The organism is Streptomyces sp. NPDC093568, from assembly GCF_044764945.1.
Taxonomy (GTDB): domain Bacteria; phylum Actinomycetota; class Actinomycetes; order Streptomycetales; family Streptomycetaceae; genus Streptomyces.
Map to the genome: position 1 here is coordinate 62209 of NZ_JBIWJD010000016.1, position 20176 is coordinate 82384.

21 protein-coding genes are annotated in these 20176 nt (G+C 71.7%); 10 read left to right on the top strand and 11 right to left on the bottom strand.

The window, feature by feature from the left end; genetic code table 11:
- Positions 1 to 16: 16 nt before the first annotated feature.
- Complete coding sequence (locus ACIRD7_RS38730) at positions 17 to 919, bottom strand: LysR family transcriptional regulator (protein ID WP_403460683.1); 903 nt, start codon at positions 917 to 919, stop codon at positions 17 to 19.
- 73 nt (positions 920 to 992) lie between these two features.
- Between ACIRD7_RS38730 and ACIRD7_RS38735 the strand changes: the two genes are divergently transcribed.
- A complete protein-coding gene (locus tag ACIRD7_RS38735) occupies positions 993 to 1928 on the top strand; it encodes a DMT family transporter (protein ID WP_403460684.1) in 936 nt (311 codons plus the stop codon).
- A gap of 16 nt (positions 1929 to 1944) precedes the next feature.
- On the opposite strand, the gene ACIRD7_RS38740 is transcribed toward ACIRD7_RS38735, so the two are convergent.
- Positions 1945 to 3276 carry an aminotransferase class I/II-fold pyridoxal phosphate-dependent enzyme gene (locus ACIRD7_RS38740; protein ID WP_403460685.1) on the bottom strand — a complete coding sequence of 444 codons (1332 nt, stop codon included), beginning with the start codon at positions 3274 to 3276 and terminating at the stop codon, positions 1945 to 1947.
- 35 nt (positions 3277 to 3311) lie between these two features.
- Between ACIRD7_RS38740 and ACIRD7_RS38745 the strand changes: the two genes are divergently transcribed.
- Complete coding sequence (locus ACIRD7_RS38745; protein WP_403460686.1) at positions 3312 to 3995, top strand: pyridoxamine 5'-phosphate oxidase family protein; 684 nt, start codon at positions 3312 to 3314, stop codon at positions 3993 to 3995.
- Positions 3995 to 4627 carry an FMN-binding negative transcriptional regulator gene (locus ACIRD7_RS38750; RefSeq protein ID WP_403460687.1) on the top strand — a complete coding sequence of 211 codons (633 nt, stop codon included), beginning with the start codon at positions 3995 to 3997 and terminating at the stop codon, positions 4625 to 4627. The genes ACIRD7_RS38745 and ACIRD7_RS38750 overlap by 1 nt, the downstream gene beginning before the upstream one ends.
- Positions 4628 to 4690: 63 nt before the next feature.
- Here ACIRD7_RS38750 and ACIRD7_RS38755 read toward each other — a convergent pair whose 3' ends face one another.
- The 4 genes from ACIRD7_RS38755 to ACIRD7_RS38770 form a co-directional block, all read right to left on the bottom strand.
- Positions 4691 to 5641, bottom strand: coding sequence for a DMT family transporter (locus ACIRD7_RS38755; protein ID WP_403460688.1), 951 nt, complete (start codon positions 5639 to 5641; stop codon positions 4691 to 4693).
- A gap of 178 nt (positions 5642 to 5819) precedes the next feature.
- The gene (locus tag ACIRD7_RS38760; protein ID WP_403460689.1) at positions 5820 to 6824 is read right to left on the bottom strand and encodes an EamA family transporter; all 1005 of its coding nucleotides are present in this window, start codon (positions 6822 to 6824) and stop codon (positions 5820 to 5822) included.
- A gap of 69 nt (positions 6825 to 6893) precedes the next feature.
- Positions 6894 to 8060, bottom strand: coding sequence for an FAD-dependent oxidoreductase (locus tag ACIRD7_RS38765; protein WP_403460690.1), 1167 nt, complete (start codon positions 8058 to 8060; stop codon positions 6894 to 6896).
- Positions 8061 to 8174: 114 nt separating this feature from the next.
- Entirely contained in the window at positions 8175 to 8747 is a 573-nt protein-coding gene (locus ACIRD7_RS38770; RefSeq protein WP_403460691.1) for a Clp protease N-terminal domain-containing protein, read from the bottom strand.
- Between the two features lie 243 nt (positions 8748 to 8990).
- On the opposite strand from ACIRD7_RS38770, the gene ACIRD7_RS38775 reads away from it, so the two are divergent.
- Together ACIRD7_RS38775 and ACIRD7_RS38780 are read left to right on the top strand one after the other, a co-directional pair.
- Positions 8991 to 9158, top strand: a complete 168-nt coding sequence (locus ACIRD7_RS38775; RefSeq protein ID WP_403460692.1) for a hypothetical protein — start codon at positions 8991 to 8993, stop codon at positions 9156 to 9158.
- 114 nt (positions 9159 to 9272) lie between these two features.
- Positions 9273 to 9707: an SRPBCC family protein gene (locus ACIRD7_RS38780; RefSeq protein ID WP_403460694.1), complete on the top strand. Its 435-nt coding sequence runs from the start codon at positions 9273 to 9275 to the stop codon at positions 9705 to 9707.
- Positions 9708 to 9795: 88 nt separating this feature from the next.
- Here the strand turns inward: ACIRD7_RS38780 and ACIRD7_RS38785 are convergent, their stop codons facing one another.
- Entirely contained in the window at positions 9796 to 10413 is a 618-nt protein-coding gene (locus ACIRD7_RS38785) for a PadR family transcriptional regulator (RefSeq protein ID WP_403460695.1), read from the bottom strand.
- A gap of 144 nt (positions 10414 to 10557) precedes the next feature.
- Entirely contained in the window at positions 10558 to 11508 is a 951-nt protein-coding gene (locus ACIRD7_RS38790; protein ID WP_403460696.1) for a LysR family transcriptional regulator, read from the bottom strand.
- A 106-nt stretch (positions 11509 to 11614) separates the two neighbouring features.
- Here ACIRD7_RS38790 and ACIRD7_RS38795 point away from each other — a divergent pair, with 106 nt between their 5' ends.
- The 3 genes from ACIRD7_RS38795 to ACIRD7_RS38805 all read left to right on the top strand — a co-directional run bounded on the left by ACIRD7_RS38795 (position 11615) and on the right by ACIRD7_RS38805 (position 13861).
- Positions 11615 to 12505 (top strand): NAD(P)H-binding protein, encoded by an 891-nt coding sequence (locus ACIRD7_RS38795; protein WP_403460697.1) that lies wholly within the window; start codon positions 11615 to 11617, stop codon positions 12503 to 12505.
- Positions 12506 to 12594: 89 nt separating this feature from the next.
- Entirely contained in the window at positions 12595 to 12960 is a 366-nt protein-coding gene (locus tag ACIRD7_RS38800; RefSeq protein WP_381597362.1) for a darcynin family protein, read from the top strand.
- A gap of 91 nt (positions 12961 to 13051) precedes the next feature.
- A complete protein-coding gene (locus ACIRD7_RS38805) occupies positions 13052 to 13861 on the top strand; it encodes a PhzF family phenazine biosynthesis protein (protein ID WP_403460698.1) in 810 nt (269 codons plus the stop codon).
- A gap of 10 nt (positions 13862 to 13871) precedes the next feature.
- On the opposite strand, the gene ACIRD7_RS38810 is transcribed toward ACIRD7_RS38805, so the two are convergent.
- Positions 13872 to 14270, bottom strand: coding sequence for a VOC family protein (locus tag ACIRD7_RS38810; RefSeq protein WP_403460699.1), 399 nt, complete (start codon positions 14268 to 14270; stop codon positions 13872 to 13874).
- Between the two features lie 93 nt (positions 14271 to 14363).
- Here ACIRD7_RS38810 and ACIRD7_RS38815 point away from each other — a divergent pair, with 93 nt between their 5' ends.
- On the top strand, positions 14364 to 15374 hold the full coding sequence (locus ACIRD7_RS38815; RefSeq protein WP_403460700.1) for a helix-turn-helix transcriptional regulator: 1011 nt from the start codon (positions 14364 to 14366) through the stop codon (positions 15372 to 15374).
- A gap of 22 nt (positions 15375 to 15396) precedes the next feature.
- Here ACIRD7_RS38815 and ACIRD7_RS38820 read toward each other — a convergent pair whose 3' ends face one another.
- Positions 15397 to 16197 (bottom strand): CPBP family intramembrane glutamic endopeptidase, encoded by an 801-nt coding sequence (locus ACIRD7_RS38820; RefSeq protein ID WP_403460701.1) that lies wholly within the window; start codon positions 16195 to 16197, stop codon positions 15397 to 15399.
- A gap of 194 nt (positions 16198 to 16391) precedes the next feature.
- Here ACIRD7_RS38820 and ACIRD7_RS38825 point away from each other — a divergent pair, with 194 nt between their 5' ends.
- Entirely contained in the window at positions 16392 to 18182 is a 1791-nt protein-coding gene (locus ACIRD7_RS38825; protein WP_403460703.1) for a substrate-binding and VWA domain-containing protein, read from the top strand.
- Positions 18183 to 18205: 23 nt separating this feature from the next.
- Here the strand turns inward: ACIRD7_RS38825 and ACIRD7_RS38830 are convergent, their stop codons facing one another.
- Positions 18206 to 19723 (bottom strand): glutamate-cysteine ligase family protein, encoded by a 1518-nt coding sequence (locus tag ACIRD7_RS38830; protein WP_403460704.1) that lies wholly within the window; start codon positions 19721 to 19723, stop codon positions 18206 to 18208.
- Positions 19724 to 20176: the final 453 nt, after the last annotated feature.

Consider the following 20176-nt stretch of genomic DNA (forward strand, 5'->3'; position numbering starts at 1 on the left):
GTCGCCGGCGGCCCCTTCAGCCGATGTGCTCCGCCGCCGCCTGCAGCGCCTGGACCGCCGCCCGGATCGACGGACGGCGGTCGGCGTCCGCGCGCCACACCGCGTAGACGTACCGGTGGACCCGGTGGCGCACGGGCACGACCCGCACGCCGGGCGGCATCGGGTCGCGGCCCAGGCGGGGTGCGACACAGACGCCCAACCCGGCGGCGACCAGCGCGAGTTGAGTGTGGTGCTCCTCGGCGCGGTGCGCGATCCGGGGCTCGATGCCCTTGGTGCGCAGCGTGAAGAGCAGCCACTCGTGGCAGAACTCGCCCTCAGGCCAGGCGACCCATTCGTCGTCCGCGAAGTCCTCCAGGTCGACCTCGCTCCGGTCGGCGAGCGGGTGGCCCTCGGGCATGGCGATCTCCACCCGGTCGTCGAGGATCGGGGCCTTGGCGAGCCCTTCCGGCATGGGCAGCGGCTTGTTGTACCAGTCGAGGACGACGGCCAGGTCGGCGTCGCCCCGCAGCACCGCGGCGACCCCGCCCTCGGGCTCCAGCTCGCGTGAGCGCAGGCGCAGCGCCGGATGGTCGGCGCGCAGCGCGGTGAGCGCGGCGGGGAACAGCCCGCGCAGGGCCGTCGGGAACGCGACCAGCCGCAGCTCGCCGACCACCTGTCCGCGCTGTGCCTCCAGGTCGGACTGGGCGAGCTCGACCTGCGAGAGGATGCGCGCGGCGTGCTCGGCGAGCAGCCGGCCCGCGTCCGTCAGCCGCACTCCCCTGCCGTTCTTGGCGAGGAGCTGCTGGCCGACCTCCCGCTCCAGCTTGGACATCTGCTGCGAGACGGCCGAGGTCGTGATGTGCAGCCCCTCGGCGGCGCCGCTGACCGAGCCGTGCCGGGCGAGGGCGTCGAGGGTGCGCAGCCGCTCCAGATTCAACATGTAAGCAATGCTACGAGATACCGGCCGAGAAATCTCGATTGTGCTACGAGATTCTGTCGAGCATCTTTGTTCCATGACCACCGCCACCGCCTCGCGCGATGCGGCAGCGACCGCTGCGCCGCCTCGCCCGCGCGCCCGCCTCGACTGGCGTCTGCGCTTCGCCGCCCTCTCCCTGATCTGGGGCTTCAGCTTCCTGCTCATCAAGGTGGGCACCGACGGGTTCGCGCCCTTCCAGGTCACGCTGGGGCGGCTGGTGTTCGGCACGGCGGTGCTGGCGGCCGCGATGGCGGTGAAGCGGGAGCGGCTGCCGCGCGGGGTGCGGACGTGGGGTCATCTGGCGGTCGCCGCGTTCCTGCTGAACGCGCTGCCGTTCTCCCTGTTCGCGTACTCCGAGCTGACGATCCCGTCGACGCTCGCGGGCATCTGCAACGCGACCTCGCCGCTGTGGGGGATGGCCCTGTCGCTGGTCGCGCTCTCGGAGGACCGGCCGACGCGGATCCGGGTGGCCGGACTCGGCATCGGCTTCCTGGGTGTGCTGACGGTGCTGGGTGCGTGGCAGGGCTTTCACGGGCTGGACGCCACGGGTACGGCGATGGCGCTGCTGGCCTCACTGAGCTACCCGGTCGGCTGGATATACGTCCGCCGGACCCTGGCCGGCTCCGGCGAGTCGCATCTGTCGCTCACCGGGGCGCAGTTGCTGCTGGCGACGGTGCAACTGGCGGTCGTCACCCCCCTGTTCACCTCGCTGCCGACGCACTTCTCAGCGGTCCCGCTGCTGGCGATCGTGGCGTTGGGCGCGCTCGGGACCGGGCTGGCCGTGCTGCTCCAGTACGGCCTGGTCGCCGAGGTCGGACCCACCACGGCTCAGATGGTCACCTACTTCATCCCGGTGATCGCGACCGCCGCGGGGGTCGCCGTGCTCGGCGAGTCCCTCCGGTGGACCACGCCGGTCGGGGCGGTGATCGTGCTGGTGGGGGCGGCGCTCACTCAGGTGAGACGGAAGGCCTGAGCGCGGGGAAGGCCGGCTACACGTAGCTTCTCGCCGGCCCGGGTCCCAGCGCCGTCGCCACCGCGTCCGCCAGCGGGCCGATCTCCTCCTCGGTGAGGGTCGAGGTGGTGACCCTGATCCCGGGCGGCGCACCCGTGCGAAAACGCGCCCCCGGCGCGACCGCCCAGCCCGCGTGCAGCAGCCGGGCGACCGCCCCGGTCTCGTCGGGCACCGGGATCCACACGTTGAGGCCGCTGCGGCCCTGTGCAGCGATCCCACGCTCGGCCAGTGCCCCGATGAGCAGGTCGCGGCGTCTGCCGTACGTCGCCGCCACCGCCGACGGGTCCACGGCGCCCTCGGCCCAGAGCCGCACCACGGCACGCTGCACGATCCGGCTCACCCAGCCGGCGCCGAGCCGCTGCCGTCCGCGCACCCGGTCCACCGTGACCTCGTCCCCGGTGAGCACGGCGAGCCGCAGGTCGGGGCCGTACGCCTTGGCGACCGAGCGGACGAAGGCCCAGTGACGGGTGATGCCGGCCAGGGGGTGCACGGGCACATCGACGATGCCGTGGCCGTGGTCGTCCTCGATCAGCAGGATCTCCGGGTGCCGCCGCAGCTCGGAGCGCAGGGCACGGGCGCGCGCGGCGCTCACCACGGCTCCGGTGGGATTCTGCACCCGGTCGGTCACGATCAGGGCCCGCACCCCGGCGTCGAGCGCTCGGCGCACGTCGTCGGGCAGCGGCCCCTCGTCGTCGACCCCGACGGGGACCATGCGCAGGCCCAGCGCCGGGATCAGATCGAGCAGGCTGCCCCAGCCCGGATCCTCCACGGCGACGGTGTCCCCGGGCTTGAGGTGGGTCACGAGGACGCGCTCGATGGCGTCGAGCGATCCCGAGGCGACGGCGAGCGGCCCGGCCGGCACACCGTCGGCGTCCAGCCCGGCCCGCGCCAGCCGCGCCAGCTCCGGTTCCACGGCGTCGTCCCCGTACAGCACCGGCTCCCGGTCGGCCTGCTCGCCGGCGGCCGCGAAGGCCTTCGCCAGCGAGGGCAGCAGCGCCGGATCCGGATTGCCGCTCGCCACGTCGCGCACACCCTCGGGCACATCCACGCGGACGAACTCGCGCCCGGTCGTGGCGGGCCTCGGCCGCACCCGGCTCCCCCGGCGGCCCGCGGTCTCGATCACCCCGCGCTCCCGCAGGATGCGGTACGCGGCCGCGACCGTGTTGGGATTCACGCCCAGATCGGTCGCCAACTCCCGCATGGGCGGCAGCAGTTGACCCGGCTCCAGCACACCCGAGCCGACCGCGCGCTCGACGCTCGCCGCGATCTCGGCTGCACGTCGCCCTTCGATCCGATATTCTCCTAGCACAAACAACATTATGTACTAGTGCAATGGAGAAGGCAATGCAGGGGACCCCGCAACCGACGTCGCCGCCCACCGCCTACACGCCGACCGAGCGCACCGTCCCCACCCGCTCCGCGGAGCGCGCGGCGTACGACAAGGACCAGGTCCACGCGATCCTCGACGAGGCCTACGTCTGCCACCTCGGCTTCGTCCGCGACGGCGCCCCGGTGGTGCTGCCCACGCTGTTCGGCCGGGTCGGCGAGACGCTCTACGTGCATGGATCGACGGGTTCGCGCCCGCTGCGGATGACCGGCCAGGCCGACCCGGGGCTGCCGGTGTGCCTGACCGTCACGCATGTCGACGCGCTGATCCTGGCCCGCTCGGCCTTCCACCACTCGATCAACTACCGGTCGGTGGTCGTGCACGGCACGGCGTACGACGTGACGGACCCCGAGGAGAAGCGGGTCGCCCTGGACGCGCTCGTCGACCATGTGGTGGCGGGCCGCTCCCGTGACTCCCGGCCGGCCAACAAGAAGGAGCTGGCGGCCACCGCGGTGATCCGCCTCGAACTGAACGAGGTCTCCGCCAAGCTCCGCACCGGCGGCGTGAACGACGAGCCGGAGGACCTCGCCCTCCCCCACTGGGCCGGCGTCGTCCCGCTGCGCAAGGGCTACGACACCCCGGTCGACGACCCCGACCTGGCCCCCGGCACCCGACTCCCCGACTACCTCAGGACCCTGTGATGCTTATCCACCCCTGGGACGCGCCCCAGGACGACACCGAATGGCAGCGGTGGCTGACCGTCCACGACTTCGGGCAGCTCGTGGTCAACGGCCTGGACGGCGAACTGCCGCACGTCCAGCCACTGCACTTCACGTACGACTCCGAGCGCGGCAAGGTCGTCACGCATCTGGCCCGCCCCAACCCGATATGGCCGGCGCTGCTGGCGCACCCCGAGGTCGTGCTCAGTGTGGTCGACGACTACGTGTTCGTGCCCGGCCCCTGGCAGGCGGGGCCGGAGCAACCCTCCGAGCACGGCGAGCCGACCAGCTTCTACGCGGCGGTGCAGCTCCGGTGCCGCGCCCATGTCGTGGACGACCCGGCCGAGAAGGCCGAGCTGCTCAACCGCCAGGTCGACCACTTCCAGCCGGAGGGCGGCTCGGCGAAGGTGGCGGTCGGGGAGGTGCCGTACGGCAGGCTGCTGTCGGGCATCCGCGGGCTGCGGCTCGAAGTGACCGGTGTGCGGGCGAAGTTCAAGTTCGGGGGCCGGCGCACGGCGGAGGTCCAGGACCGGATCGCGGGGAGGCTCGCGCACAGGGCCGGGCCGCGCGACGGTGCCGCGCGCGAGCACATGCAGCGGCGCCGCCCGGCCTGAGCGCGGGGTCGCGTGAGGCGAGGGGCCGGGGGCCCGCACCGGTCGGTGCGGGCCCCCTCCATGTCACACCGGCATCGGTTCCCGCTCCCGTCGCGCCCCGCGCGTCTCCGCCACCGCGAGGCCCGCGACCGAGCCGAGCATCAGCAGCGTGCCGGCGAGGGTCGGCGCCGTCAGGTGCTCGCCGAGCAGAAGGACGGCGAGCACCGCCGCGCTGACCGGCTCCAGCAGCATGATCACCGACACGGTGGCCGACCGTACGGCCGCCGCGCCCGCGAAGTAGAGGGCGTACGCGAGGGCTGTCGGGATCGCCGCGATGTACAGCAGCAGCCAGCCGAGCCGGAGCGGGTCGGCCGTGTCCGGCAGGAGCCCCTCCACGAGGGCGAGCGGCAGCAGACACAGGCTGGTGACGGCGAAGGCCCACACGGAGGTGTCGGCGGCGTCGGCCCCGCCGTCGCGGCCCCACTTGCGGGTCAGCAGGGTCATCACCGAGTACGCCGCCGCGGACACGAGCGCGAGCAGCACACCCCACGGCCGTACGGTCGCGCCCTCGCCGCCGAGCGCGAGCACCGCGAGACCGGTGAGCGCGCCCGCCACCGCGGCCACTCCCCCGCGGCCGAGCCGCTCCCCCAGCGTCAGCCGGGCGCCGAGCGCGATGAACACGGGACCGGCGCCGAGGGTGACCACGGTGCCCACGGCGAGCCCGGTGGCCTCCACGGCCGCGAAGTAGGCCGTCTGGAACACGGCGAGCCCGACACCGGTGGCCCCGGCGCGCAGGGCCTTGCGGGCGAGGGGTCCGGGGGTGGTGCGCCGCGGACGGGGCCGCAGCAGACGGACGGCGACCAGCAGCGCGAAGCCGACCGCGCAGCGCCAGAAGGAGAGGGCGATCGGACCCATGTCACTGGTCCGGTAGACCAGTGAGGCGGCCGCGCCCGCGGTGCCCCAGGCGGCACCGGCGATGATCAGGTAGATGAGGCCTCGCCCGATGGGCAGGCCGGAGACAGGTGTGTTCGACACGAGTTGTTCTCCGCAGACATGCAGAAGTTCTGGGAGGAGCCCGGCTCAGCGGGCTCCGTGGACTTCGTCTGCGGGCAGCACCGTTCGGCCCGGCGCGCTGCCGGGCCGGTTGTACCGGAGGGCCCGCCTCAGGCGGCCGGAGGCGGAAGAACGAGTGTCGAAGGCATGATCACGCAGCCTAGGCGACGTTTCCGCGGGCGGACAACTCGCGCTCGGGGCCACCGCTCGCCACCGGTTCGGCGGAGGGCTTGGCGGGCGCGGACGACTGCGCGATGAACGCCCCGGCCAGCACGACCGCGCCGCCGACGATCTGCGGCGCCGACAGGTGCTCACCCAGCAGGAACCAGGCGAGGACGGTCGCGATGACCGCCTCCAGGCACGCCACGACGCCCGCGACCTGCGGTGACAGCCGTCGTACGGAGACCACGCCGGTGACGTAGGCGACCACCGTGGCGAGGAGCACGATCCAGGTCAGCAGCACACCGGCCGCGATCGGGGTGCCGTTCATGTCGGCGGTGCCCGCGAGGACCGGCCAGTCCATCCGCCAGGGGCGGGCCACGACGGTCAGCACGGCGGCGCCGACCAGCAGGCCGTAGGCGATGACGCCGAGCGGGTCGGGGGCCTGCTCGCCGGAGTCGCTGCCTTGGTCGGACAGGACGAAGTAGCCGACCTGGCAGCAGGCGGCGCCGAGCGCGAGGAGCAGTCCGAGGGCGTCGAAGCTCAGTCCGGACCAGACCTCGACGACACAGGCGAGGCCACCGACCGCGAGGACCACGCCGACGGCGGCGGCGCGCGTCACCGGCCGCCGCTGCACGAACCGCACCCAGCCGAGCACGAGGGCGGGCGCCAGATACTCGACGAGCAGCGCCACCCCGACCGGGATGCGGGATATCGACGCGAAGTAGAACGCCTGCACACCGGCCACCCCGAGCAGGCCGAACCCGGCGAGCAGCGCGGGTCGGCTGCGCAACAGCGCCCGGTGGCGCACGGCGAGCGGCAGCATCACTAGGGCGGCGCCCGCTACGCGCAGCCACACCACGTGGAGCGGGTCGAGCCCCGCCTCGATCAGCGGCTTGGCCGCGACGCCGGAACCACCGAAGGCGATCGCGGACCCGATCGCCAGACCGAGCCCGACACCTTTGCCCCGGCCCACGTGGCCGCTCTCAGAGTTACGCACCGGCACATGATGACAGGCGATGACAGGAGCGTCACCCCCGATGACACCTGTCTCGCTCCGTGGACGCTCCGGTCCTCACGCAGGGCGTGAGTCGCGGGGAGGCAGGCCGCCGGCCATGGCCTTGTCCCCGGTGAACATGTCGATCAGGCCGTGGGGTGTGCTGTCGCCGAACATGAGCTCGTAGAGCTCGGCGCCCTCGGCGGCGGCCGCCGCGCTGCGCGGGAACATGGCCTGCTCGTACGCGCCGAGCGCGGCCTCGATGTCGCCGGGGTTCTCGGCTATGGCCCGGCCGAGTTCGGCGCCGTCGTACATGGCCAGGTTGGCGCCTTCGCCGTTCGGGATCGAGACGTGTGCGGCGTCGCCGATCAGGGTGACCCCCGGCACCCGGTCCCACCGGTGCTCGATCGGCAGGGCGTTGAGGGGACGCAGAACCGGTGCGGTGTCGCTGTCGGTGATCAGTGCGGTGACCTCCGGCGCCCAGCCGTGGAACTCCTGCGCGATCCGCGCGGTCGCCGCGGCGGCATCGCTGAAGTCGATCCGCGCGAACCAGTCCTGGGGCTTCGCGAGCGTGACGTAGGTGTGGAGGGTGCCGCCGCTCTCGCGGTGCGCCATGATCGCCTTGCCCGGCGCGAGCGTGAACAGCGATCCGCCGCCGACCGTCTTCGCGGCAGCCGGGTGCCGGGTCTCGGCGTCGAAGAGGTAGGTCTCGACGACCGACCGGCCGGAGTACTCGGGCACAGCGGCGCAGAGCAGCGGCCGGACCCGTGACCACGCGCCGTCCGCGCCGATCAGCAGGCCGGTGACGACGGTGGTGCCGTCGGCGAAGGTCACCTCGTGGCGACTCTCGCCCAGGGCACGGACGGCGCTGACCTTGCGGCCCCAGCGGACGGTGCCGGCCGGGAGCGAGTCGAGCAGGAGCCGGCGCAGGTCACCGCGCTGCACCTCGGGGCGTCCGCCCGTACCGTCGTCGGGCACGTCGAGCAGGAGGGTCCCGTCCGTCGCGAGGACCCGGGTCGCCTCACGGCCTTCCAGGACGAGGTCGCTGAACTCGTCGATCAGACCCGCGGCCCGCAGCGCGAGTTGGCCGTTGTAGTCGTGGATGTCGAGCATCCCGCCCTGGTGGCGCGCCGTCGGGGAGGGCTCCGCCTCGTACACGGTGGCCGCGATGCCATGGACGTGCAGGACGCGAGCGAGGGTGAGGCCACCGAGTCCGGCGCCGATGATCGTGATGTCAGGGCTCATGGTGATTCCTTGTCTGTGGCACGTCCCGCCGGGCGTGCGCCCGGCAGGTCCCTGAAACGTGCCAGGCCCGGCCGACAAGCCGCCGATATCGGACCGACAGTTCCCTGACAGGGGCTACAGCGCGGTCTCGCCGCCGACGACGTACTCGTCCCGGCGTCCGTGCCCGCGTCCGTCGATGCGGACGCGGACGGTGTCGGCGTCGACGCCGGCGCGTTCGAGCACCTCGACGGCACGCGCCTGGGGGTCCGTCACGATCGCCGCGAGGAGGTCGATGCCACGGGCCTGGGTGTCGCCGCGGCGGGCGGCACGTCGGCAGGCGTGCTGCATCGCGCTCGCGGCCAGCGGGGAGAAGCCCTCGCCGTGCATCACCACGGGGACGGCGCCGGAGTCCTCGACGGCGCCCTGCCAGCGCAGGCCGTAGCCGATGCTGCGCTGTACGAGGTAGCCGAGGAGGCGGGCGATCTGGGGTCCGTCGCCGAAGACGGCGTAGACGTCCGGGTCGTGCTCCAGGAGCGAGTGCAGCAGATGGGCGGTGTCGATGTGCCGGTCCCCGTCCCTGACCGCCCGACGGCGGGCACCGGAGACCACCGCTGCCAGTTCGTCGCTGAGCCTGGCATCGTCCGCCGGGGCGTCCGGGCGCCGGCAGTCCTGTTCCTCGTCGGACTGCCGGGGGATACGGGGTTGCACAACCCCTACCCCATCAGCCAGGTGGGGCCGGGTCATCGCCGAGGGGAAGCATTTTCGCGTCCCACACAGAGTGGACCCCGGCGGCCGGAATCTCCTCCTTACGGATGAGATCACGCCGAACGACCCCGGAGGGCGCGCGCCGCCTTGCCGTGCGCCCCATACGCAACCAGGGCGCCGCCTCGCACGTCCCACAAGGACATGGAAAGGGCCCACCGGGACAGCGGGGAGTGCAGGTGCTGGCTGGTGGCGTTACCGGCCGTCGACGGCAGACAGTACGTCTACCGCGTGTACGCCCCGGAGGACGCCCTGCTCGCCGACCTGTTCTGGGAGGCCTGGCACTGCCACGACGAGAGCGCACTGCCGCGGGCGTGGGACGTGTTCGACGCGGCGGAGATACGGCTGGTGGGCTGAGCCCGCCGGGTGGGTCCGCGTCTCCACATTTTCTGACGGTTCATCAGTATTGAATGTTCCGGCCCCCGCCGCTACGTTCCGCGACACCGTAGCCCGAGTCGAAGGGGTGGTCGCATGGCCGAAGTCAGCGCGGAGGCACGCATCGAGGCGCCGGCCGAGAAGGTCTGGGCACAGCTGACGGACTGGTCGTCGTACGGCCGGTGGAACGCCACCCACACCAGCTTCCCGAGCGGCGGCCCCGCAGCCCTCGAAGTGGGCGGTACCTTCCAGGAGAACATGAAGCTGATGGGGTTCCCGGCCGAGGTCGAGTGGACCATCGAGGAACTGGAGCCGGCGCGGGTGCTCGCGATCCGCGGCAAGGGCCCGATGGCCGTGACCGTGGCCACGCGCTACACGCTCACCCCGGACGCCGACGGCGGCGCCACGGCCGTACGCATCGACGGGGAGTTCACGGGCGCGGCGGTGTCGCTGATGGCGGGCAAGCTCAAGGACTCGGCGACGGCGGCGCTGAACGAGTCCCTGCGCAAGCTGGCCGGTCTGGTCACCTGACCCCTCCCCGCGGCACGGGTGAAGGCGCCCCGCGGAGTACACCACGGGGCGCCTTCACCTGGTACGGCGGTGAGGCCGCCGGTGCCGCTCAGTCCTCGTCGGCGAGGATCAGGTACAGCTTCTTGCGGGCGTCGTTGATCACGGCCAGCGCCTTGTCGCGCTGCTCCTTGCTGCCCGTCTTCCAGACCTGCCCGAACGCCTCCATCAGACCGAAGCCGGCCTGGCGGATCTCGCCGAGGGATTCCCAGTCGACGCCGCGGGAGGCTTCCTCCCAGGGCGCCTCGGGGCCGGCCTCGGCCGCCTCGCGGCCCGACTCGGTGAGCGAGAACAGCTTCTTGCCGCCCTCGGACTCACTGGCGATCAGGCCCTCGTCCTCCAGCAGCTGGAGGGTCGGGTACACCGAGCCGGGGCTGGGCTTCCACGCCCCGCCGCTGCGCTCGGCGATCTCCTGGATCATCTCGTAACCGTGCATGGGGCGGTCCTTCAGCAGGGCGAGGATCGATGCCCGTACGTCACCGCGCCGGGCCCTGCCCCGCGGCCCTCCTCGACCCCTGGGCCCCCAAGGGCCGGGCCCGAATCCGGGACCGCCGAAGCCGGGGCCACCGCCCGGGCCGAAGGGCCCGAAGGCGCCACGCAGCTGCTCGAATCCACCTCGGCCGTGGTGACCGTGTCCACCATGCCCACGCTCGAATCCATGGGAACGCATCGCAATCACTCCATCCATCGTTGATCTGTCGCGATGCTTCAACGATATATCGGAACCGATCGGATGACAAGGCCCGACCGACCTCGGGCGAGCTCGGACGCCAGGAGCCCGGCCGTCCAGGGGGAGCCGGATCCGCCCGTGGTGTCAGGCCGGGTTCCCGGGTGTGCGGAGGATCCGGCGGACCGCTGCTCGGAGCCAGTGGTGGGCGCCGTCGGCCGCGTGGCGGGGATGCCAGGCCATGCCGATGGTCAGGGGCGGCAGGGGCAGGGGGATGTCGAGCAGGTTCAGGCCGAAGACGGAGGCGGGGGTGGTGAGGGGTGAGGGGGCCGCTCCGGCGGGTGCCGCCGGGACGAGGCAGACGACGTCGCTGACGGCCGCGAGGGTCATCGCGGCCAGGTGACTCGGAAGGACGGCACTCACGCGTCGTTCCAGGCCGCGTTCGGCCAGTGCGGTGTCCAGCGGGCCGGTGAAACGGCCTCGGCGGCTGACCACGACATGCTCGGCGGCAGCGAGCCTGGCCGGCGTCAGGGGCTTGCGGGTGAGGGGGTGGCCGGGGCGGACGGCCGCCGCCATGCGCAGGTACACCAGTTCCTCGACGTGGGTCTCGGGGTCGGCATGGTCGATGGACCCGATCTCCAGATCGATCCGGCCGTCACGGAGCGCCGGTCCCGCCTCCAGTTCTTCGGCCCGCATCCGCAGCGAGACGCCCGGCGCCTCCTGACGGGCCAGTTCGAGCAGTGCGGGGGCCAGCGCGGCACCGACCAGGTCGGCGGCCTGGACAGTGAAGGTGCGGTTCAGGGTGGCCGGGTCGACGGCGGTGTCGGGAGTGAGCAGCACCGTGATGCGGCGGACCACCTCGGCGGCTTCCTCGCGCAGGGCCAGGGCCCGCGGGGTGGGGACCATCGCCTGTCCGGCCCGGACCAGGAGCGGGTCCCCGAGGATGCGTCGGAGGCGGCCGAGGGTGCGGCTCATGGCGGCCGGGGACGTGTGCAGGCGGGCGGCGGCACGCGTGACGCTCTCCTCGGCCAGCAGGGCATCCAGCGCGATGGCGAGATTGGCGTCGAGAACCGGCTCCGAACCGCCGTTGAGCTGCATAATTCCACCTCGGACAATGATTGGGTGCTGAAGTTCCCATTGTGACAATGCTCAGCGGCTTCGCAGGATGTGGGTGTTCCGATCCGGCCCCGTCCGAGAGGTCTTCATGATCGCCATCACCGCACCCACCGGGAACATCGGCAGCCACCTGCTCTCCCGGCTCCTTCGATCCGCTCCGCCCGAGGAAGGCCTGCGCGTGGTCGTACGCGATCCGGCACGGCTCCCCGACGAAGTACGAGAACGCGTCGAGGTGATCACCGGCTCCCACGGCGACCCCGAGGTCGTCGACCGTGCCTTCGCGGGCGCGGACGCCGTCTTCTGGCTCGTCCCCCCGGACTCCTCCCTGACCCCGGAGGCGGCCTACAGCGGTTTCACCCGTCCCGCCGCGCAGGCACTCGCCGCGCACGGCGTCGGCCACGTCGTGGGGGTCTCCGCGCTCGGTCGTGGCACGCCGGTCGCCGATCGCGCCGGTCTCGTGACCGCGTCCCTCGCGATGGACGACCTCATCGCCTCCACCGGTGTGGCCCACCGGGCCCTGGCCTGCCCGTCGTTCTTCGAGAACCTCCTGGAGGAGGCCGACTCGATCCGGGAGAAGGGCGTCTTCACCGACCTGGTCGACGCGAACCGCAAGGCGCCGATGGTGGCCGTCACCGACATCGCCGCCGCGGCTGCGGCCCTGCTCCTGGACCGCACCTGGACCGGCGCCGACAGCGTCCCCGTCCTCGGACCGCGGGACCTGTCCCCCGCAGACCTGGCCCGCATCATGACCGAGCAACTCGGACGGCCCGTCCGCTACGAGCGCCAGTCCTACGACGACCTGTACTCCGCCCTCGTCGGCCACGGCCTCGACGCGGCCTTCGTCCAGGGCATCGTCGACATGAAGCGGGCCAAGGACGACGGCCTGGACGCCGGAGTGCCCCGCACCGACGAGTCCTCCTCCCCCACGTCCTTCGAGCAGTGGTGCGTCCAGGTACTCAAGCCCGCCGTGCTCACCTGACCCCGCTCCGGACACCGCTCCGGGCCGACTTGCCGACCCGGCGCCCGAGTGCCGGGCCCCTGTTCCGATACTCCGAGAAAGGCACTGCCATGCCCGTCGAGGCAACCAAGACGCCGGTCACGGCGTTCATGCTCGTCAAGACCACACCCGAGTGGCTGGCCCTGACCGTTCAAGAACGGGTGGAGGCCTTCACCACCCAGGTCGTCCCCACGATCAAGTCCAGGACGTCCGGCGTCCGGTCCCGCTTCTACGACACGGAGTTCTACTCCACGCGCGTCACCGACGTCTGGGTCTGGGAGGCGGACGACCACGGCGCGTACCAGCTCCTGATCGACGCGCTGCGCGAAACCCCGTTCTGGGACCGCTACTTCGAGGTCGTCGACCTCCTCGTCGGCACCGAGAACGGCTACGCCCGGACCTACGGCGTCGAACCGGTCACCACCATCAACACCTGACCCACCGATCGAGCAGGGGCGCGCGAGATCGGTCCAGCACCCCCGAATTGGCCTTGGCCCTCACGTCGGGGCACCCCCTACGGTCGGCGTCATGCGGATTCGAATCGTCGACGCCTTCTCCGACCGTCCCTTCGCCGGCAACCCGGCGGGGGTGCTCCTTCTCGACGCGTTCCCGGAGGACGACTGGCTCCAGAAGGTGGCCATGGAGGTCAATCACGCCGAGACGGCGTTCGCGCACCCGCTGCCCGAGGGCGGCGAGGCCGACTGGGCGCTGCGGTGGTTCACACCGGTCACCGAGGTGACGATGTGCGGGCACGCCACGCTCGCCACGGCCCACGTGCTGCACAGCACCGGCGCCCACGAGGGGCCCGTGCGGTTCGACACCCTCAGCGGCATGCTCGTCGCCACGCCCGGCGAGGACGGGTCGATCACGCTGGACTTCCCGACCGCCCCGCTCACCCGGGTCGAGGCCCCGGAGGGCGTCGCCGAAGCACTCGGTGCCGAGCCGCTCACCGCCTTCGACACCGGCCCGAACATCGGCGACCTGCTCCTCGAACTCGCCGACGAGAAGACGGTCCTCGGCCTGACGCCGGACCTCAAGGCACTCGGCGCCCACTCGTCGCGCGGCATCATCGCCACCGCCCGCGCCGAGGACCCCGAGCGCGGCTACGACTTCGTCTCCCGTTGCTTCTTCCCGAACGTCGGCATCGACGAGGACCCGGTCACCGGCAGCGCCCACACGGCCCTCGCGCCCTACTGGTCCGAGCGCCTCGGCCGGACCGGGCTCACCGGCCTCCAGGCCTCCCGCCGCTCCGGCCGCGTCCGCACGGAGGTGCGCGGCGACCGCACCCTGCTGAGCGGCCGGGCCGTGACGGTCATCGAGGGGGAGCTGATCGCCTAGGTGTGGTGTCTCAGCGTGCGAACTTGTCGATGGCCGCCGGGGTGACGGGGGTGAAGAAGTTGACGAGGTTGCCGTCAGGGTCGCGGAACAGCAGCGACCGGTTGCCCCAGGGCATCGTGGTGGGTTCGTTCACGAAGTCGGTGACGAAGCCGGTCAGGTTCTGGTGAACGCGGTCCACGTCGTCGACGAGGAACTCGGTGATCACGCTGTGGTTGTCCGCCGGGCGGGCAGAGCCCGGAGCGAACAGCGGGACCGTGCGGGTGCCGGCGATCGCGAGGGTGGCGCCCGCGGTCCTGAGTTCGGCGAAGTCCTCGGTGGCCCACGTCGCTTTCGCCCCTGTGGCTCGCTCGTAGAACTCGACGAGGCGAGCCACGTCGCTGGTGATGATGCGGATCGAGACGAAGTCCATGGGAATCTCCTTGGCTGTGCTGGAGGCGTGCACGTCGCAGGCTAGGAGAAATAGCGGACAGAATCGGTCCCGTATTCGCGTTAAGCTGCGGCCATGGCTCGACCCACCGGCCGCGTGCTGACACTGCTGGAACTGCTGCAGTCGGGCGGCACCCGGACGGTGGCCGAACTCGCCGACCGGCTCGGCGTCGAAGGCCGCACCGTGCGCCGGTATGTGGACCATCTGATCGACCTCGACGTGCCCGTGGAATCGGTGCGCGGCCGCTACGGCGGGTACCGGCTCGCCCCCGGGTACCGCCTGCCTCCGCTCATGCTCAGCGACGACGAGGCGCTGGCCGTCCTGCTCGGCCTGATCGCCGGCCGCCGAGCGGGGCTGACGACGACGGAGCGCACGGCGAACGAGACGGCATCGGCGAAGATCCGGCGGGTGCTGCCCAAGCACATCGCCCGCCGGCTCGACACATTCCTGGAAGCTCTCGCCTTCACGGATAAGCCCGGCGAGTTCGACGCCCCCGACACCGGGGTCCTGCTCACGCTCGCCGATGCGGTGCGCCACCGCCGACCGGTCTCGATCCGCTACACCGACAGCGACGGACGTCGCAGCGAACGCACACTGCACGCGTACGGGATCGTCGCCCATTCGGGCCGGTGGTACGTCACGGGCACGGACGCACGGATCGGCGAGGACCGAACCTTCCGGCTCGACCGCATCGCAGACGCCAGGACCCTGCCCGGCTCATTCGAGACGCCCGCGGGTCCCGGTCCGGCACAGCGCGTGTTGTCGGGATTCGCCACGGCCGAGTACCGGCATGAGGTGACCTTGCGGATCCACGGGACGGTCGAGCAGATCCGCGCCCACCTTCCCGCCGGCGTCGCGAACGTGGAGGAGCACGAGTCCGCATCCGGCGAGAACCGCGCGACGGAACGCTGGCTGCGCGTCGAGCTACGGGCGGAGCGACTCGACTGGCTGCCTCCGGTACTCGCCTCACTCGACCGGCCGTTCGTCATCGAGCGCCCCGATGAACTCCGCGACCTCGTCATCGCGCTCGCCGATCGCCTCACGTCCTACGCCGCCGAGCCCGACCGCGAGGAGCCGATGTCATGAGATGGCACACCGGCGGCACAGCTCACGCCGTCGGCAGCCAGCCCACCTTCCCGGCCAGCAGCGCGTAGCCCACGAACGCCCCTATGTCGAGCAGGGAATGCGCCACGACCAGCGGCCCCACCCGGCCCCAGCGCCGGTACAGGTAGACGAACACCACGCCCATCGCCATGTTGCCGAGGAAGCCGCCGATGCCCTGGTAGAGGTGGTACGAGCCGCGCAGTACGGAACTGGCCATCAGCGCGGTGCCGGGTGTCCAGCCCAACTGGCCCAGCCGGCGCAGCAGATAGCCGACGACGATGACCTCTTCGAGGACCGCGTTCTGGATCGCCGAAAGGATCAGCACCGGGTACTTCCACCACACGTCGGGCAGCGCCTCCGGCACCACCGTGAGGTTGAAGCCGAGGCCGCGAGCGGCCAGGTAGAAGGCGATTCCGGTGCTCCCGATCACCGCCGCGATCGCCGCGCCGCGGCCGAGGTCCGGCCAGGGCCGGGTGCGGTCGAAGCCGAGGGTGCGCAGGCTCTTGCCTTCGCGCATGAGGAAGTGCGCGACCAGCGCGACGGGCACCAGCGCGGTGGTGATCCCGAACAGCTGCCAGGCGAGATCCAGCCAGGGGCGGCCCGGCGCGGCCGAGGCGTTGAGGGTGGCCGCCTGGTCCTTGAGGCCGCCCGGTTTGGTGACCGATCCGACAAAACTGATCAGGGCGGATACACCGCTCGCACCGAGCGAAAGTGCCAGAACGAGCAGCGTCTCATCGCGGAAAATCCGTCGAGAAGGCCGCTCATGCGGAAAAGAATCGGCCACGGGGCCTGCCTCGCCCTGCACTCCTGCCTCCACTTGAGTAATCCCGCCTCATCCTCATCGTCGCCCCGCTAGGGTCTCGAAAGCAGTTACGAAGACCGTGCGCGACAGGCCGTTGGGGGGACGGGCGCCGTACGGGGCGTACCGCCCCTCTGCCTGCCATACGGCCGGATTCCGGCGCGATGTTCAGCGGGCAAACAGGGAGGGGCACGACCGACATGGGACGTCATAGCTTGCCCGATCAGTATGGGGCGGGCGGCAGCGGCCCCCGTCGCCGCGATCCCCGTCGCCACGCACGCCGCCGTGCCGTGGCCGTCGCGGCCGTCCTCGTCCTGGCCGTCGCCGGTGGTACGGCCGCCGCCGTCAAAGGTGGCCTGCTGTCCTTCGGCTCCTCCTGCCAGGACGATCCGGTACGGCTGACCCTGGCCGCCTCTCCCGACCTCGCCCCCGCCCTCGCGGCGGCGGCGAAGCGGGCGCGGGAGGCCGACCTCACCTCCGACGGGCGGTGCGTCGCGGTCACGGTGAGCGCGCGCGAGTCGTACAGGGTCGCGGACGCGCTGCTGGCGGACAAGGACCCCGGCGCCGAGGTCTGGGTGCCCGACTCCGCCCTGTGGCTCCAGCGCCTGACGGCGGACGGCGGCACGGCCGACGTCTCCACGGTGGGCCATGTCGCCTCCTCGCCCGTCGGGGTCGCGATGGTGCCGGCGGCCGCGAAGTCGCTGGGGTGGCCGAAGCGGACGTACGACTGGCTGGAGCTGGCCGGTGCCGCCCTGCGCGACGACTCCGTGCCACTCGGCGCGGCCGATCCCGCGCGCAGCGCGACCGGGCTGCTCGCGCTCACGCGGCTGAGCACGGCCGCCGGCGGCGTCGAGGGCGGAGACACGCAGGCCGCCGCGATGATGAAGGCGCTGTCGCAGCGCGTGTCGGACAGCGACAGCCAGGTCCTGGACACGCTGCCGCGCGACGTCTCCGGCACCGGGCAGGGCAATCCGAAGCGCAACCAGGCGCTGGTGCTCAGCGAGCAGGCGGCGTACGCGTACAACTCCGGGGCGGACGGCGGCGGCCTGGACTTCTTCTATCCGAAGGACGGCTCGCCCCGGCTCGACTACCCCTACACCCTGCTCGACCAGACCGGGCTGACGACCGACGAGAGCCGGGCCGCGATCCGTTTCATGAGCTACCTGCGCGATCCGGGCCAACTGCGGCTGCTGGAGCGGCACGGCTTTCGCACCTCCGCCGACGGCGTGCCGGACGCGCTGGTCACGGGGGCCGGCGGCAGCGGTCCGCAGCCGTACGGCGAACCCGAGGGCCGGCCCGTGTCGGAGGTCGCGCTGCAGGAGACCCTCGGGGTGTGGACGATCACGGTGCAGAGCGCGCGGATCACCACGGTCGTGGACGCCTCGGCCTCCATGTCCGAACCGGTGCCGGGAAGTGGCCGGTCACGGATGGACGTGACGAAGGCGTCGCTGCTGCAGGCGCTGGCGACATTCACGGCGGAGGACGAGGTGGGTCTGTGGGACTTCTCCACCGAACTGGACGGCGACAAGGACTACCGCGTCCTGGTCCCGACCGAACGGCTCGGCGACCGCGAGGGCACGGGCACGAGCACGCAGCGCGACCGGCTGTCGGCGGCGTTCGGCGACCTGGAGCCGGTACCGGACGGCGGGACCGGCCTGTACGACACCACGCTCGCCGCGTACCGGGCGGCGACCGGGTCCTACGCCCGGGGCAGGTTCAACGCACTGGTCGTGCTCACCGACGGGGTGAACGAGGACCCTCGAAGCGTCTCGCGCGCCGACCTCCTCAACACCCTTCAGCGGCTCACCAACCCCGAACGCCCGGTCCCCCTCATCATGATCGCCGTGGGCCCCGACGCCGACCGCGAGGAGGCCGACCGCATCGCCGAGGCGACGGGCGGCTCGGGTCATCAGGTGACGGATCCGGCCCAGATCCACTCGGTGATCCTGAAGGCGATCGTGCGGGCCGCCTCACCGGGGGGACTGGGCTGACACCGGCTGCCCGCCTCCCGGCGTCACCCCAGCGGCACCGGCTCCAGCAGGCCCACCGGCCATGTGTGCACCGGATCCCCGCGATGCATCAGGTCGCGGTACCGCCGGGTCGTCGCTGCCAGCGCGGTGTCTCGCGTCAGCCCCGATTCCAGCGCCCGGTGGAAGGTCGCCGTCTGCCAGGACGCGCCGTTCATGCGCCTGCGGCACCGCTCCTCGATGACGCCGAGGTAGAGGTCCCGGTCGGCCGGCTCCACGCCCCACGCGTCGAGTCCGGCCTCGGCCAGCGGAAGCAGTTCGTCGCGGACCAGGCTCACCGCGTCGACCTCGGCCGTCCCGCCGTACCGCCCGCGCCGGGGCCAGGTCAGCTTGGCGTCGATGCCGTGCCGGCAGGCCGTGTCGAAGTTGGCGGCCGCGGCCTCGAAGGGCATCCGGGTCCACACCGGCCGCGACTCCTCGGCGAGGGCGCGCACGACGCCGTAGTAGAAGGCCGCGTTGGCGATGACGTCCGTGATGGTGGGCCCGGCGGGCAGGACGCGGTTCTCCACGCGCAGGTGCGGGACGCCGTCGGCGATGCCGTAGACCGGCCGGTTCCAGCGGTACACGGTGCCGTTGTGCAGGACGAGTTCGGCGAGCGTCGGGGTGCCGCCCGCGTCGAGGACCGCCAGCGGGTCCTCGTCGTCGCAGATCGGCAGCAGCGCCGGGAAGTAGCGCAGGTTCTCCTCGAAGAGGTCGTACGCCGAGGTCACCCACCGCTCCCCGAACCAGGTGCGCGGCCGCACGCCCTGGGCCTGGAGCTCGGGCGGGCGGGTGTCGGTGGACTGCTGGAACAGCGGCGGGCGGGATTCACGCCACAGCTCCCGCCCGAACAGGAAGGGCGAGTTGGCGCCGATGGCGACCTGCACCGCGGCGACCGCCTGGGCCGCGTTCCAGACGTCGGCGAAGCGGCCCGGGGTGACCTGGAGGTGCAGTTGGACGGAGGTGCAGGCGGCCTCCGGGGCGATGGACTTCGACGTGCAGGTCAGGTGCTCCACGCCGTCGATGTCGAGCGTGAAGTCCTCGCCGCGGGCGGCGACGATCTGGTCGTTGAGGAGGACGTAGCGATCCACGTCGGAGAGGTTCGAGGAGACCAGGTCGTCCCGGTCGAGCGTCGGCAGAATGCCGATCATCACGATTCCCGCGTCGACCTCGCCCGCTTTCCGATCGGCATATGCCAGGGACGTACGGAGTTCCTCGGCCAGCCGGTCGAATACCCGCCCCTGCAATCGGTGTGGAGCAATGTTGACTTCCAGATTGAACATGGCGAGTTCTGTTTGGAAATCGCGGCTCGCGATCCGCTCCAGAACCTGCGCATTCAACATTTTAGGCATGCCGTCCGCACCGGCGAGGTTCAATTCGATCTCCAGCCCCATGAGGTTCTTGGGGCGGTCGAACCGCTTCTCCGCCAGCAGTCGCTCCAGGCCCGTCAGGCACTGCCGCAACTTCTCGCGGTAGCGCTGCCGATCGGACAGATCGAAGCGACCTGCCACGACCTTCTCACCCATCGAAGCTTCCCTCCTCGGATGGGCGGGCGGCCGAGGTCCGGCCACCCGTCTCCCGGGTCAGGTTGGATGATGCCCAGCCGAAGCGATCGATAACGTCCCGCGCGCAGCCGGCGCCCGCTACTCTGTCGGATGTGACCGGTGGCACATTCAGCGGGCATGATGCAGTGTGCAGTTTCGGACGGCGCACAGCCTCGTGAAAAACGCCGACGAGAATTGGCCGACCGCACCCGGGACGTTTTTCGAGGTCATCGCCGCCACATCGGCCGGGAATCGGGAGGATTCCCGCATTTCCGCGGCCGATTGACTCCTTGCCGAGTGCACCGAAAGCGGTTAGACGAAACACCGTCTGAACACTCGTCGTATAAACTTCGCAATCAAGGCAGAGGGTTGGCACCCGCGGTCCCCGACCTGCCGTCCCGGTGACGTGCGGCAGGCCTCTCTCACCCCCCTCGC